Source organism: Sphingomonas sp. R86521 (genome assembly GCF_042466235.1).
Taxonomy (GTDB): Bacteria; Pseudomonadota; Alphaproteobacteria; order Sphingomonadales; family Sphingomonadaceae; genus Sphingomonas.
Window position 1 is genome coordinate 1,308,294 of sequence record NZ_JAXHBY010000001.1, and the last position, 14,145, is coordinate 1,322,438.

Sequence of the window (14,145 nt, forward strand, 5' to 3'; positions counted from 1 at the left end):
CGGTGGCTGACGTCGTGCCGGTCCGCATGTCGCGGCGGGCGTCGGTGATACCGGGGTTCGGACTGACGTTCGGGATCACGCTCGCCTGGCTGTCGCTGGTCGTGCTAATCCCGCTGACGACGATCTTCCTGCGTGCGGCGGGGCTCGGCTGGGACGGCTTCGTCGCGGTCGGGCTGTCGCCGCGCGCGATGGCGGCGTACCGGCTGAGCTTCGGCGCGGCATTCGCGGCGGCGGGCATCAACGCGGTGTTCGGGCTGCTGATCGCGTGGATCCTCGCGCGCTATGATTTTCCGGGCAAGCGGCTGGTCGATGCGGTGGTCGACCTGCCGTTCGCGCTGCCGACCGCGGTCGCGGGTATCGCGCTGGTGTCGCTCTATTCGGACAATGGCTGGATCGGGTCGCTGCTCGCGCCGCTGGGGGTCAAGGTCGCCTACACCCCGCTCGGCGTGGTCGTCGCGCTGGTGTTCATCGGGTTGCCGTTCATCGTCCGCACGGTGCAGCCGGTGCTCGCCGATCTCGGTGGCGACGTCGAAGAGGCGGCTGCAACGCTAGGCGCGACCCGCTGGCAGACATTTGCCCGCGTCATCTTTCCGGCGATCGCGCCCGCGTTGCTGACCGGGTTCGCGCTCGCCTTCGCGCGCGGGGTCGGCGAATATGGCTCGGTCATCTTCATCTCGGGCAACATGCCCTATCGGTCGGAGATCGCGCCGTTGCTGATCGCGACGCAACTCGAACAGTTCGACTATCAGGGCGCGACCGCGATCGCCTGCGTGATGCTGGTCGCCTCGTTCTCGGTATTGCTGCTGGTCAACCTGTTGCAGGCGTGGCGCGCCAAGCGGGGCACGCGGTGAGCCGCCGCTCCGCCACCAGCGAGCGTGCCTTCACGCGCCGGCTGCTGATCGGCGTCGGCCTGGTGTTCCTCGCGATGTTCCTCGTGCTGCCGCTGGTCGTGGTGTTCGTACAGGCATTCTCGAAGGGGTGGAGCGCGTTTGCCGAGGCGATCGTGCAGCCCGACGCGTTGGCGGCGATCCGCCTGACGCTGCTGGTCGCAGCGATCTCCGTACCGCTCAACTGCGTGTTCGGCGTCGTCGCATCCTGGGCGATCACGAAATTCGACTTTCGCGGCAAGAGCCTGCTGATCTCGCTGATCGACCTGCCATTTTCGGTGTCGCCAGTGGTATCAGGCCTGATCTTCGTTCTGCTGTTCGGGGCGCAGGGGTGGTTCGGGCCGTGGCTGATGGCGCACGACCTCAAGATCATCTTCGCGGTGCCGGGGATCGTGCTGGCGACGGTGTTCGTGACCTTCCCGTTCGTTGCGCGCGAGCTGATCCCGCTGATGATGGAACAGGGTCGCGACGACGAAGAGGCCGCGGTATCGCTGGGTGCGTCGGGGTGGCAGGTGTTCCGGCTGGTGACGCTGCCCAACATCCGCTGGGGGCTGCTGTACGGCGTGCTGCTGTGCAACGCCCGCGCGATGGGCGAATTCGGTGCGGTGTCGGTAGTGTCGGGGCATATCCGCGGGCTGACCAACACCATGCCGCTGCATGTCGAGATATTGTACAATGAATATGATTTCGTCGGCGCCTTCGCGGTCGCCTCGCTGCTCGCCTCGCTTGCGCTCGTGACCCTGGTGTTGAAGAGCGTCCTCGAATGGCGCTTCGGCCACCACCACGCCAGGAGCGCGCATTGAGTATCGTCGTCGAAGACCTGTCGAAGCGTTTCTCCGGCTTCGCCGCGCTGAACGGCGTGAGCCTGGAGGCGCGGCCGAAGGAATTCCTCGCGCTGCTGGGGCCGTCGGGGTCGGGCAAGACCACGCTGCTGCGGATGATCGCCGGGCTCGACTTCCCCGATTCCGGGCGCGTGCTGTTCGATGGTGCGGACATGACCGACACGCCGGCCGCCGAACGCCGGATCGGTTTCGTGTTCCAGAACTACGCGCTGTTCCGGCACATGACGGTGGCGGACAACATCGCGTTCGGGCTGACCGTGCGCAAACGCCGCGAACGGCCGGCAAAGGCGGATATCGTGCGGCGGGTGGTGGAACTGCTCGACCTGATCCAGCTTCCGGATATCGGCGGCCGCTTTCCCGCGCAGCTATCGGGCGGGCAGCGCCAGCGCGTCGCGCTGGCCCGCGCGCTGGCGGTCGAACCGCAACTGCTGTTGCTCGACGAACCGTTCGGGGCGCTCGACGCGCAGGTGCGGAAAGACCTGCGGCGGTGGTTGCGGCATCTGCACGAGAAGATGGGGCTGACCTCGGTGTTCGTGACGCACGACCAGGAGGAAGCGCTGGAACTGGCCGACCGCGTCGTGGTGATGAGCCAGGGCAAGATCGAACAGGTCGGTACACCGGCCGAGGTCTATGATTCGCCAGCGACCGCGTTCGTGTCGCAGTTCGTTGGCGAGACCAATCGCCTGCCGGTGACGGTCTCGGGGGGACGGGTTTCGTATGCGGGCAAGCCGCTGTCCGCCGATGCGGGCGGGATCGAAGGTGTGGGCGACCTTCATTTCCGGCCGCATCAGGCTGAGATCGTCAACGGCGGCGACGGTACGCTGGCGATCCGGATCGATGTGGTTCGCCCCCGCGGGGGTGGCTGGCGGGTCGAGGGTACGACCCTGGACGACCCGCGCGCGGTCGAGATCGACCTGGGCGCAGGGCGGCAGGTGCCCCGCGCGGGAGACGACGTCGCGCTCCGGATCACGGCGTCGCGGGTGTATCCGGCCGCCTAGTATTCCTGCGAACGCAGGAACCCAGGGTAACCAAGCTCAGCTCTTGTAACCCTGGGCTCCTGCTTTCGCAGGAGAACCGGCTGGGGGGCTCAGAATGCCGGCAGCACCGCGCCCTTGAACGTCTTCTCGATGAACGCCTTGGTCGCCGGACTGCGCAGCGCGGCGATCAGCTTGACCACCCGTGGGTCCTTCTCGCCGCCCGGCAGGCCGACGACGAAGTTCACATACGGACTGTTCGCATCCTCGATCGCGAGCGCGTCGCGGACCGGGTTGAGCTTCGCGTCCAGCGCGTAGTTGGTGTTGATCAGCGCCATGTCGACCTCGCCGAGCGTACGAGGCAGGGTCGCGCCCTCCAGTTCGCGGAACTTCAGCCCCTTGGGGTTGGCGACGATGTCGCGCAGCGTCGACAGCGGGTTGGTCGGCACCTTCAAACGGATCAGGCCGACCTTCTGCAACAGCAGCAGCGCGCGGCCGCCGTTGCTGGGTTCGTTGGGGATCGCGACCGTCGCGCCCTGCGGAACCGCCGCGAGGGTCTTCCATTTCCGCGAATACGCGCCGAGCGGCTCGACGTGGATGCCGGCATAGGGGACCAGATGGGTCCCGCGTGCGGCGTTGAATTCATCGAGATACGGCTTGGTCTCGAAATAATTCACGTCGATCTGCTTCTGTTCGACTTGCAGGTTGGGCTGGACGTAGTCGTTGAAGACGCGGATCTTCAGCTCGACGCCTTCCTTGGCCAGCGTCGACTTGACCGATTCCAGGATCTCCGCGTGCGGCACTGCGGTGGCGGCGACGGTCAGCGTCTTGCCGTCGTCGGTCTTTGCCCCCGAACAGGCGGCGAGGGCGGTCAGCGAGAGGGCGGCGATCAGCGTGCGGCGGTTCATCGGAAATCCTAGCGTCGGGTGTAATGGCAGGCGAGGCGGTCGCCGGCGAACTGGATGGCCTGCACGAGGATGACGAGCAGGACGACGGTGACGACCATGACGTCGGTCTGGAAGCGCTGATAGCCGAACCGGATCGCGAGGTCGCCAAGGCCCCCGGCGCCGACCACGCCCGCCATCGCGGTGAACGAGACGAGCGCGACCGCGGTGACGGTGGCGCCGGCGATCAGCCCGGGAAGCGCCTCGGGGATTAGTGCGCCGGTGACGATCCGTCGGGTCGTCGCGCCCATCGCCTGCACCGCCTCGATCGTGGTGCGGTCGACTTCCTTCAGCGATCCCTCGACTAGGCGCGCATAGAAGGGGGCGGCACCGACGACGAGCGGCGGGATCGCGCCGAGCACGCCCAGCGAGGTACCGACCAGCGCGACGGTCAGCGGGATCATGATGATCAGCAGGATGATGAACGGGATCGAGCGCAGGATGTTGACGACCGTCCCCAGGGCACCGTTGGCGAGCCGGCTCTGCGCAAGACGGCCTTGGCCGGTGAGGTAGAGCAGCACGCCGAGCGGCAGCCCGAGCAGGATCGTCAGCGCCAGCGACCCGCCGAGCATGACCAGCGTATCGAGGCAGGCGCGCCCGATATCGCCCCAGTCGACATTGTCGAACCAGCCCCTCACGCCGCGAGCGCCGCAAGCATGCGCCGGGTCGCGTCATGGGCAGGGGCCTCGAAGATACCGGCGACGGTGCCGGTCTCGACGATCCGGCCGCGATCGAGGACAGCGACGCGGTCGCAGACGGCGCGGACCACGTCCATCTCGTGCGTGATCAGCACGATCGTCAGCCCCAGGTCGCGGTTGAGGTCGCGCAGCAACGCCAGCACCTGGCGCGTGGTCTCGGGGTCGAGCGCACTGGTCGCTTCGTCGCACAGCAGGATGTCGGGATCGGTGGCGAGCGCGCGGGCGATGCCGACGCGCTGCTTCTGCCCGCCCGAAAGCTGCGCCGGGTATTTGTCGGCGTGCTCGATCAGGCCGACCCGATCGAGGAGCGCCGCGACCTTGGCATCACGCGCGGCACGCGGCATGTCGGCCAGCTGCAGCGGGAAGCCGACATTGGCGGCGACCGTGCGCGACGACAGCAGTCCGAAATTCTGGAAGATCATGCCGATCCGACGGCGCAGCACGCGGAGCGCTGCGGGGGCAAGGCTAGCAAGGTCGATGCCGTCGACCTGGACTTGGCCGGTGGTCGGGCGTTCCAGCGCGTTTATCAGGCGGATCAGCGTCGACTTGCCCGCACCCGACTGGCCGATCACGCCGAACACCTCGCCGCGGACGATATCCAGCGACAAGCCTGCCAGCGCCGCCCCGCCTGTGCCGGGGTAGCGCTTTTCCACATCGATGAGGCGGATCATGCCGTGCCCATCACCTGTGATGCAAAGCGCTCCATCTCTTCGGCCTGCGGACTCATCTGCAGCAGCAGCAGGTCGACGCCGGCCTCGGCATATTCCTCGACCCGCGCCTTCAGCTGCTCGGGGGTGCCGACCAGATTGGGGCGCAGGCCGCGGTTGGAGACCGAATATTCCTGGATCTTCAGTTCGCGCTCGAGCTGCGTGCCCGAAAGCCACTGGTCGAAATTGGCGTAGCCGGCGGGCAGTTCGGCGACCGTCGTGATGCGTTCGAGCTCGCGCTTCGCCTCGGCCTCGCTGTCGCGGACGATTGCGTAGGCCGCCATGCCGTACTGCATCGGCGCACCGCCTGCTGCTTCGCGCCGCGCCGCCATGTCGGCGATCTTTGGTGCGATCGCCGATGCCGGGTCGCCGTGCATGACATAGGCGTCGCACTGCGCGGCGATCATCGCCTTGGCCTTTTCGCTCTCGCCACCGGCATAGACGGTCGGGCGTTTGACGGGCTTGGGCGAACAGATCGCCTGTTCGGTGGTGTAGAACTGCCCGGCGAAGTCGAAGCGCTCCTGCGTCCATAACCCGTCGACCACGGTCAGCCATTCGGCGGTGCGCGCATAGCGATCGTCGTGCTGGTCGAACTGCAGGCCATATTGCTTCGCCTCGTCCGCCCACCACGACGACACGACGTTGAGCGCGAGGCGCCCGCCCGAGATTCGGTCGATATTCGCCGCCGCTTTTGCGAACAGCGCGGGGTGGTGGAAATTGGGGCGGACCGCGACCATCAGCTCGACGCTCTCCGTCACCGCCGCCAGCGCCGCAGCGGTCGACCATGCGTCGAGCGCAGGCTGCTCGACGCCCTTGATGTCGTTGAGGTTCAATTCGGCGATCAGCGTCAGGTCATAGCCCCAGCGCTCGGCATTCTGGGTCAGCGCCTTGGTATAGGCCCAGCTCGCCTCCATCCCCTCGTCGGGGACGTTGCGCAGCCAGCCGCCGAACACCGGGGTCCAATATCCATAGCGCATCAGCGGGCCTTCTCGATGGTGTCGATCAGGTAGTCCACCAACCGGTCGTGCGGGTCCCAGCCGAGGACGTCCAAGGGCTTCGCTACGAAGTTCGACAGCGCGTTGATGTCGTAGAACCGTGCGATCCCGTCGCGGTCGTCGATCATCACCTCGACCCCGCCGACGTCGAGCCCGACCGCGCGCGCGATCGACTCGGCCGCGTCGCGCAGGTCGACGGCCGGTTCGACGGCGGCCATCCTGATCCCGGAACCGGGAACGACGCACGCATCCGCCGGGCAGAGATCGAACGCGCCACCGCCCGCGACGTCGATCGCGTACAGGTATTTACGGTCGAGCGTCTCGATCCGGGTTATCGCACCGCCCCGGACCGGGACATAGTCCTGCACCAGCAGCACGCCGTCGACGCTGCTCGGCAACCCGCCATCGGCGACCGCGGCGCGCAGTTCGTCGAGCCTGTCGAACTTGACGATGCCGGCGCCCGATCCGCCGATATTGGCCTTCACGACCAGCGGGAAGCCGATCGTCGCGGCGGCCGCCACGACGTCGGCGGCGCGGTGGACCACGCGGGTTTTGGGGACCGCCAGACCCAGCGACGCGATCAGCGACAACTGCCGGGCCTTCGACGCATCGACCGCGAGCACGTCCGCGCCGTTGACGACTCGCGCACCGGCACGCGCCCAGTGATCGAGCAGTGCCATCGTGTCGAAGATCGGATGCTCGTCCGATCGCAGGAAGCTGGACATCGCGATGCGGTTGAAGACGACCGGCGCGGGCGCGCTGCTGTCGGCGGGGTTCCAATCGCCGTCCGGCGTGCTGCGCGCATAGTCGACGCCGCGGCGGTCGAGTGCGGCGAACAGCGGTACGAACCACGCCGGGTGTTCGTAGAGGATGGCGAGATCGGTCATGGAGCCTCGATGAAATTAGGTCAGGCCAGTGCCACGCACCACGCGATCTTGCCAAGTCGCACCAGCTTTGCCACCATCAAGTTTAGTTTGTCGCGCCGCGTTGGAACGTTTGGCGCTTCAAAACCGACCGCGGGAAGCGTATCACCCGTGCACACTCCAACGGGGACGGCAATGCAGAGCGAAGCGCAGACGGTCGCGCGGTTGAGGTCGATGGTTTTCCTGATCGAGGAAGCCCTGCGACTCGCCGACGAGGGCGAGGACCCGCTGCTCGGGGCCAAGCTGAGCGACTGTATCGATTCGATCGAGGCCGTCCTGCAGGAACGGACGTCGGACGTGGTCCAGGTGACCGATACCGTCTGACGCGCGTGCCGGGTTCGGCGTGACGATCCATCATTCCCTGGATTAGCGTGCTGTTGTCCGCCGAGTTCGGTGCCAAAGCGCGGCGCAGTGCGTTTGCGTGCTGCGCCGAGTGTAACTGGAGTGGACGATGGCCCGGATAATCTATGTCGAGGACGACGATCTCGCCGGGGAACTGGTCCGCGACGTGCTGACTCAAGCGGGGCATCTGGTCGGCGTGATCGGTCACGGGACGCTTGCGTACGAGACGATCGTGTTCAAGAAACCCGATCTCGTCATTCTCGATCGTTCGGTCCCCGGCATGCCGGGGATGGAGATCCTGAAACGCCTGCGGCAAACGCCGGCGACGTACCTGACGCCGATCCTGATGCTGACCGGCAAGCGCGGCAATGCGCCCGCCGACGAAGCGATGGAAGCAGGCGCGGACGACTATCTGACCAAGCCGTTCGAGCCCGAGGACCTTGTCCAGCGGGTTGCCGCGGCGCTGGAAACCAAGAGCTTCACCGCGGACCGGCGCGTCCGCCGGTCCTGACCCCGCGCTAGCCTAGCGTCGGCCGGCGGCGGGCTTGGCGTTCTTCTTCTTCTCGATCAGCTCCTCGACCCGGAAGACGAATTCCTCCGGGTCGAACGGCTTGCGCATATAGTCGTCGGCGCCGGAGAACATCGCCAGCTCCTCGTCCTGCGCGCCGCGCCGCCCGGTCAGCATCATCACCGGCAGGTCGGCGAGGCCGGGCGTGTTGCGCAGCTCGCGCAGGACCAGCACGCCCGACATGCCGGGCATGTTGCAGTCGAGCACCAGCAGGTCGGGGCGTTTCGCCTTGACCACCCGCAACGCCGCGGTGCCGTCGGGGACCAGTCCGGCGCCATGGCCATGCGCGACCAGCGCATCGCAGGCGATCTCACCCATTATCTCGTCGTCGTCCGCAATGATGATCCGCGCCATACTGTACCTTCGCGATGCGAGATGCCGGACAAGACTCGTCCTTCGACACCAACGCACCGGATCACGCGGCGTTGCGTAGCCGCGTGGCGCCGGCCGAGATTCGCGCGATCCGTTCCTCCTTCGGCCATTCGAGCAACCCGTCCTCGAGTTCGCTCGCACAGTTGCCGAGCGCGGTTTCGCCGAACATCCCCGCGGTGCCGGCAAGCTTGTGGAGCAGCGCAGCGGTCGCCTGCACCTCTTCGTCGGAGAAGGTGCCGGACCTGACCAGCGCGTCGACATGCTCCAGCGTGCGGGCGCGGTGAACGGCATATTTGTCCCGGACGGCCGCGCTGGGCTGGAACTTCGCCGCCGGCGGCGGGGCGCAGGGTGCTTCGGCGGGGCACGACCAGCGGTCTACCGCGGCCAGCAACGCCTCCATCGACACCGGCTTGGCGACGTGATCGTCCATCCCGGCATCGCGACAGCTTTCGAGGTCGGAGGCAAACGCGTTGGCGGTCAGCGCGACGATCGGCAGACGCCGCCCGCCGCTCGTCTCCGCGGCGCGGATCGCCCGCGTCGCCGCCATGCCGTCCATCACCGGCATCTGCATGTCCATCAGGACCATATCGAACGGCGTGCCGTTGGCGATGCTGTCGCGCACGGCGTCGACCGCCGCCTGGCCGTCCTCGACCAGCACGACCTGATGGCCGCCATGTGCGAGCATAGCACGGACGAGCAGCTGGTTGACCTCGTGATCCTCGGCCAGCAGCACGCGGCTGGGTCGGGTGCTCCGCGGCACGGGGACCTCGGCGTACGGTGGCGGTACCGCGGCGGCGTGCGCGATCGCGACGGGCAGCATCAGCGTGACCACGGTACCTTGCCCGACCACGCTGTCGACCGCGATCCGGCCCCCCATCAGCCTGGCCAGCCGGTTGCTGATCGCAAGCCCCAGCCCGGTCCCGCCATAGCGCCGCGTGATCGAATGGTCGGCCTGGACGAACTCCTCGAAGATCGCGCCCTGCCGCTCGGGCGCGATGCCGATCCCGGTATCGCGGACGGTGATCGCAAGCCACGGCTCGCCACCGTCTTCGGTCAACTGCACCGCGAGTGAGACCGACCCCTGATCGGTGAACTTGATCGCGTTGCCGACCAGGTTGAGCACCACCTGCCGTATCCGCAGCCCATCCCCCAGGACGAAGCGCGGAACATCGTCCGCCACCGTTACGTCGAACAGCAGCTGTTTCTGCGCCGCGCCGGGACCTAACAGCTTGCCGCAGGCCCGGACCGCGTGCGGCAGGTCGAACGGTTCGGCGACGACGTCCAGCTGCCCGGCCTCGATCTTCGAGATGTCGAGGATGTCGTTGAGCAGCTTCATCATCGCCTTGCCGCTGTCGGCGATCAACCCGGCGTCGCGGCGCTGTCCAGGCGACAGGTCGCTGGCGAGCAGCAGTTCGGCGAACCCGATGACGCCGTTCATCGGCGTGCGGATTTCGTGGCTCATGTTGGCCAGGAAGCCGGCCTTGGCGACGGTGGCGGCTTCGGCGGCGGCCTTGGCGGCGGTGAGCTCGGCCTCGATCGCGACCTGGCGCGAGACGTCACGCCACACCGTGATCACGCACGGCGCACCGTCGACGTCGGTCAACCGCGAGATCGCCTCGATCCACGCATAGTCACCATCGGCGCGGCGCATGCGAAAGCGTATAGTGGTCGAAGCCTGACCGGCGCTGTCGTGCAGGCGGATACGATAGGCGTTGATCGCCTCCAGATCGTCCGGGTGCATTCGCTCGCGGGGCAGGGTGCCGACCATGTCCTCGGGCGGGGTACCCAGGATCGTCGCCGAGGCGGGCGACATGAAGAGGATGACGCCGTCGAGATCGATCAGCGCGATGATGTCGCTGGCCTGTTCGGTGATCAGGCGAAAGCGCGCCTCGCTGTCGCGGCGGGCGGCTTCTGCCAGCGCACGGTCGGTAACGTCCTGGAACACGCCGAACATCGCGACGAGGTCGCCGGCATCGTCGAACTCGGTCTGGCCCTGCGCGACGACATGGCGGGTGCGGCCGTCGCCACCGACGATCCGCGCTTCCCATTCGAAGCCGCGGCCTTCTGCCATCGCCTCGGTCAACGCCGCTTCGATCCGGGCGCGATCATCGGGGTGATAATAGTCCATCGCATTGGCGAGGGCGGGGGGCTTGCCGACCGGCAGTCCGTGGATCCGGAATACTTCGTCGGACCAGATCACGCTGTCGCCGTGAACCTCGAACCGCCAATGGCCGATCGACGCGAGCGCGCCGGCCATCCTGAACAGGCGGTTGGTCTCGCGAACCTGCTGGAACGCGGCGGCGGTGCCCGATTCCAGCTGCTTGCGCTCGGTGACGTCGCTGATCGTGCCATAGCTGCCGACGACCTGGCCTTCGTCGTTGCGCAGGATGCCGACGTTGATCGCGGCCCAGCGCAGGCCGTCGGCGGTCGAGAACCGCACCTCGGCCTGACCGATGCCGTCGACCGCGATCTGCGACTGCCGGCCCGCATCCTCCAGCTTGGGCCGATCGGCCTCGATGACGGTCAGGTTCGACGGCTGGCCCAAACTGTCGGCGATTTCCCGGCCGGTCAGCCGGACCCAGGCGTCGCTCAGAAACGTCCAGTTTCCCCTGACGTCGGTTTCAAAGATCATGTCCTGCGACCGCTCGACGATCCGCCGGTGCCGCGCCTCGCTCGATTTCAACGCCTGCAGCAGTTTCCTCGACTGCCCCAGCGCGCCGGCAACCGGCAGCGACATCAGGAACGTCGACGCGAGATAGAATTGGAAGAACTGGAAGCGGCCGGCCTTGGTCAGCGACGTCATCATCACCGGGCCGTGGCCGCTCGCGGTCGCGACCCAGCCGATGACGGCGACCAACCCGATCGACAGCGCCGCACCGCGCCGCCCGAGCTTGAACGTCGCCAGCAGCACCGGCAGCGCGGGCAGGAACAGCAGCGGCAGCGTCTCCTGCGTGAACACCGCCGCGGTTGTGCCGGCGACCGCCAGCAACAGGATGCCGCCTTCGCCGCTCAACTGCTCGCGTAATGCCGCCTTGGCGCTTCCCCGCGTCCGGCCGTAGAACATTCCGACGATCGGCATGGCGATCACCATCCCGAGCCCGCGACCGACGACCCAGTCGACATAGATCGGGCCCCATGGCCGGCCGAATGCGAACCAGGCCGTCGTCGCGGCGATCACGCCGCTGGCCATCGGTCCGGCGAGCCCCGCGACCGCGGTGAAGACGACCACCGATTTGGAGGTCGCGAAGAAGTCGCGGTCTGGGAGCAGATATCGCAGCGCGATCGCCGCGAGCACCGCCTCGAAGATGCTGGCGATCCCGAAGATCGGTCCTGCCCAGAACACCGGACCGAACAGGGCACTGGCAGTGACCGAGGCCGCGCCGGTCCACAGCAGCGCGGCAGGCCAGCGGGCGGGCCTGGTGCGGCAGAGATGCGCGAGCAGCGGTGCGTTCGCGACCCACAGCAGCGCGACGCCGCCGTTGAACCGTGTGAGCAGGATGGCAGCCGACGCCAAAATGAAAAAGCCGATCGCCAGCCTGGGTTCCTTGGCCTTCAGCACTGTCGATACTCCTGTCATCGGGTGCGACCGTACCGGGGAATGGTAAAAATCGTTTAACGCGCTCGCCATCGGCGGCGGCGGGACGATATGGGAGACACTCGCTCCGGATTGGGAAGGCTGACGATGACGCTCTACACGCTGGACCACAGCAGCCCCGAGGTCGCCGACCCGGCGCGCCTATATGTCGCGCCCGGCGCGCATGTCATCGGGCAGGTGCGGCTGGGCGTCGACACCTCGATCTGGTTCGGCGCCGTCGTGCGCGCGGACAACGACGTCATCGCGATCGGCGACCGCAGCAACGTTCAGGACAATGCCGTGCTCCATGCGGATCGCGGGTCGCCGGTCACCATCGGGTCGGACTGCACGATCGGCCACCGCGTGATCATCCACGGCGCGACCGTCGGCGACGGCACGCTGGTGGGGATGGGCGCGACGCTGCTCAACGGCGCGGTGATCGGGCGCAACTGCCTGGTCGGCGCGGGCGCGCTGGTGACGGAAGGGAAGAGCTTTCCTGACGGCGCGCTGATCGTCGGGACCCCCGCGCGGCTGGTGCGGATGCTTAGCGAAACCGAGATCGCCGGGCTGAAGGTCTCGGCGGATATCTACGTCGCCAACAGCCGGCGCTTCGCCGCGCGGCTCCATGCCGCATAACGCGATCGTCGAGGCGCTGCGTTCCATCGTCGGTGCGCGCCACGTCATGACCGGCGCCGACCAGACCCGGCGGTACGTCCACGGCTATCGCTTCGGTGCGGGCGAGGCGATCGCGGTGGTCCAGCCCGGCAGCCTGGTCGAGCAATGGCGCGTGCTGCAGGCCTGCGTCGCCGCAGACCTGATCGTGATCATGCAGGCGGCGAACACCGGGCTGACGGGTGGCTCGACCCCGCACGGTGACTACGACCGCGATGTCGTGGTGATCAGCACGCTGCGGATCGTTGGCGCGCACCTTATCGACGACGGGCGCCAGGTGGTGTGCCTGCCCGGCGCGACGCTCTACGACTTAGAACGCCAGCTGAAACCGCTGGGCCGCGAGCCGCATTCGGTGATTGGGTCTTCGTGCATCGGCGCGTCGGTGTTCGGCGGCGTCTGCAACAATTCGGGCGGGGCGCTGGTCCGGCGCGGGCCGGTGTTCACCGAACTGGCACTGTTCGCCCGGGTCGATGCGGACGGCGTGCTGCGGCTCGTCAACCATCTCGGTATCGACCTGCCCGACGATCCGGAGGCGGCGCTGGCCGCGGTCGAGGCGCGCGGCTTCACCGACGCCGACGTGCGGCACGAACCCGGCAAGCGTGCGTCTGATCACGATTATGGCCGCCACGTCCGCTGCATCGACGAACCCACGCCGGCGCGGTTCAACGCCGATGCCGGACGGCTGCACGAGGCGTCGGGGAGCGCAGGCCATCTGGCATTGTTCGCGGTCCGCCTGGACACGTTCGAACGCGAGCCCGAAACCGCGGTCTTCTACATCGGCACCAACGATCCCGCCGAGCTGACCGCGCTCCGCCGCGATATCCTCGGCCGGTTCGAAAGCTTGCCGGTCGCCGGCGAATACATGCACCGCGCCGCGTTCGACATCGCCGAGGTCTACGGCAAGGACACCTTCCTAGCGATCAGCCATTTCGGCACCGACCGGCTACCCCGATTCTTCGGCATAAAGGCGCGGTTCGATGGCGCCGCGCGCAAGCTGCCCTGGGTGAAGGACGGCCTCAGCGACCGCCTGCTGCAACGCCTGTCTCGGCTGTTCCCCAGCCACCTGCCCAAGCGAATGACCGACTATCGTGACCGCTACGCGCACCATCTCATGCTGCGGATGGCGGGCACCGGTATCGCCGAGGCGCGGGCTCATCTGGCGGCGGTGTTTCCGTCGGCGACCGGCGCGTTCTTCGAATGCACGGCGGAGGAGGGGACAAAGGCGTTCCTGCACCGCTTCGCCGCGGCCGGGGCAGCGGTCCGCTATCGCACCGTCCATGCCGACACCGTCGAGGACATCGTCGCACTCGACATCGCGCTACCGCGCAACGATCGCGACTGGTTCGAGACGCTGCCGCCGGAGATCGAGGCGCCGATCCTCCACAAGCTCTATTACGGGCATTTCTTCTGCCACGTGTTCCACCAAGATTACATCGTCGCGAAGGGCACCGACCCGGTCGCGCTGGAGCATCGCATGCTGGAATTGCTCGATGGCCGCGGTGCGGAATATCCCGCCGAGCACAATGTCGGGCACCTCTACAAGGCCAAGCCCGTGCTGGTCGATTTCTACCGGGAGCTCGATCCGCTCAACCAGTTCAACCCGGGAATCGGGCAGACCTCGCGCCATAGCCGCTGGGCCTAGCCCAG

14 protein-coding genes are annotated in these 14,145 nt (G+C 67.4%); 7 read left to right on the forward strand and 7 right to left on the reverse strand.

What is annotated here, in order from left to right:
• The first annotated feature begins 2 nt into the window (after positions 1-2).
• From cysT to SJY20_RS06055, 3 genes are read left to right on the forward strand one after another with little or no spacing between them, the layout of a single operon-like run.
• On the forward strand, positions 3-851 hold the full coding sequence (gene cysT / locus SJY20_RS06045; RefSeq protein WP_380785697.1) for a sulfate ABC transporter permease subunit CysT: 849 nt from the start codon (positions 3-5) through the stop codon (positions 849-851).
• Positions 848-1,690, forward strand: coding sequence for a sulfate ABC transporter permease subunit CysW (gene cysW / locus SJY20_RS06050; protein ID WP_380785698.1), 843 nt, complete (start codon positions 848-850; stop codon positions 1,688-1,690). Before cysT ends, cysW begins: the two co-directional genes overlap by 4 nt.
• On the forward strand, positions 1,687-2,727 hold the full coding sequence (locus tag SJY20_RS06055) for a sulfate/molybdate ABC transporter ATP-binding protein (RefSeq protein ID WP_380785699.1): 1,041 nt from the start codon (positions 1,687-1,689) through the stop codon (positions 2,725-2,727). The genes cysW and SJY20_RS06055 overlap by 4 nt, the downstream gene beginning before the upstream one ends.
• Before the next feature lie 89 nt (positions 2,728-2,816).
• On the opposite strand, the gene SJY20_RS06060 is transcribed toward SJY20_RS06055, so the two are convergent.
• From SJY20_RS06060 to SJY20_RS06080, 5 genes are read right to left on the reverse strand one after another with little or no spacing between them, the layout of a single operon-like run.
• A complete protein-coding gene (locus SJY20_RS06060; RefSeq protein ID WP_380785700.1) occupies positions 2,817-3,611 on the reverse strand; it encodes a MetQ/NlpA family ABC transporter substrate-binding protein in 795 nt (264 codons plus the stop codon).
• Between the two features lie 8 nt (positions 3,612-3,619).
• Complete coding sequence (locus tag SJY20_RS06065; protein ID WP_380785701.1) at positions 3,620-4,285, reverse strand: methionine ABC transporter permease; 666 nt, start codon at positions 4,283-4,285, stop codon at positions 3,620-3,622.
• Positions 4,282-5,016, reverse strand: a complete 735-nt coding sequence (locus SJY20_RS06070; RefSeq protein ID WP_380785702.1) for a methionine ABC transporter ATP-binding protein — start codon at positions 5,014-5,016, stop codon at positions 4,282-4,284. The genes SJY20_RS06065 and SJY20_RS06070 overlap by 4 nt, the downstream gene beginning before the upstream one ends.
• Positions 5,013-6,029, reverse strand: a complete 1,017-nt coding sequence (locus SJY20_RS06075; protein ID WP_380785704.1) for an LLM class flavin-dependent oxidoreductase — start codon at positions 6,027-6,029, stop codon at positions 5,013-5,015. Before SJY20_RS06075 ends, SJY20_RS06070 begins: the two co-directional genes overlap by 4 nt.
• Positions 6,029-6,934: a RimK family alpha-L-glutamate ligase gene (locus SJY20_RS06080; RefSeq protein WP_380785705.1), complete on the reverse strand. Its 906-nt coding sequence runs from the start codon at positions 6,932-6,934 to the stop codon at positions 6,029-6,031. Before SJY20_RS06080 ends, SJY20_RS06075 begins: the two co-directional genes overlap by 1 nt.
• A 171-nt stretch (positions 6,935-7,105) precedes the next feature.
• Here SJY20_RS06080 and SJY20_RS06085 point away from each other — a divergent pair, with 171 nt between their 5' ends.
• Positions 7,106-7,294, forward strand: coding sequence for a hypothetical protein (locus tag SJY20_RS06085; RefSeq protein ID WP_380785707.1), 189 nt, complete (start codon positions 7,106-7,108; stop codon positions 7,292-7,294).
• A 127-nt stretch (positions 7,295-7,421) separates the two neighbouring features.
• Entirely contained in the window at positions 7,422-7,823 is a 402-nt protein-coding gene (locus tag SJY20_RS06090) for a response regulator transcription factor (RefSeq protein ID WP_380785708.1), read from the forward strand.
• Positions 7,824-7,835: 12 nt separating this feature from the next.
• Here SJY20_RS06090 and SJY20_RS06095 read toward each other — a convergent pair whose 3' ends face one another.
• The gene (locus SJY20_RS06095; RefSeq protein ID WP_380785709.1) at positions 7,836-8,234 is read right to left on the reverse strand and encodes a response regulator transcription factor; all 399 of its coding nucleotides are present in this window, start codon (positions 8,232-8,234) and stop codon (positions 7,836-7,838) included.
• Between the two features lie 61 nt (positions 8,235-8,295).
• Positions 8,296-11,811, reverse strand: coding sequence for a PAS domain S-box protein (locus SJY20_RS06100; RefSeq protein WP_380785710.1), 3,516 nt, complete (start codon positions 11,809-11,811; stop codon positions 8,296-8,298).
• 87 nt (positions 11,812-11,898) lie between these two features.
• Here SJY20_RS06100 and SJY20_RS06105 point away from each other — a divergent pair, with 87 nt between their 5' ends.
• Complete coding sequence (locus SJY20_RS06105; RefSeq protein ID WP_380785711.1) at positions 11,899-12,462, forward strand: gamma carbonic anhydrase family protein; 564 nt, start codon at positions 11,899-11,901, stop codon at positions 12,460-12,462.
• Positions 12,452-14,140, forward strand: a complete 1,689-nt coding sequence (gene dld, locus SJY20_RS06110) for a D-lactate dehydrogenase (protein ID WP_380785712.1) — start codon at positions 12,452-12,454, stop codon at positions 14,138-14,140. Before SJY20_RS06105 ends, dld begins: the two co-directional genes overlap by 11 nt.
• The last annotated feature ends 5 nt before the right edge of the window (positions 14,141-14,145 follow it).

Excerpts from the sequence above, each read along its gene's own strand:
- SJY20_RS06105 (WP_380785711.1), top strand. The coding sequence starts at position 11,899 with ATGGGAGACACTCGCTCCGGATTGGGAAGGCTGACGATGACGCTCTAC.
- dld (WP_380785712.1), top strand. The coding sequence starts at position 12,452 with ATGCCGCATAACGCGATCGTCGAGGCGCTGCGTTCCATCGTCGGTGCG.
- SJY20_RS06060 (WP_380785700.1), bottom strand. The coding sequence starts at position 3,611 with ATGAACCGCCGCACGCTGATCGCCGCCCTCTCGCTGACCGCCCTCGCC.
- SJY20_RS06095 (WP_380785709.1), bottom strand. The coding sequence starts at position 8,234 with ATGGCGCGGATCATCATTGCGGACGACGACGAGATAATGGGTGAGATC.
- SJY20_RS06085 (WP_380785707.1), top strand. The coding sequence starts at position 7,106 with ATGCAGAGCGAAGCGCAGACGGTCGCGCGGTTGAGGTCGATGGTTTTC.
- SJY20_RS06090 (WP_380785708.1), top strand. The coding sequence starts at position 7,422 with ATGGCCCGGATAATCTATGTCGAGGACGACGATCTCGCCGGGGAACTG.
- SJY20_RS06070 (WP_380785702.1), bottom strand. The coding sequence starts at position 5,016 with ATGATCCGCCTCATCGATGTGGAAAAGCGCTACCCCGGCACAGGCGGG.
- SJY20_RS06080 (WP_380785705.1), bottom strand. The coding sequence starts at position 6,934 with ATGACCGATCTCGCCATCCTCTACGAACACCCGGCGTGGTTCGTACCG.
- SJY20_RS06075 (WP_380785704.1), bottom strand. The coding sequence starts at position 6,029 with ATGCGCTATGGATATTGGACCCCGGTGTTCGGCGGCTGGCTGCGCAAC.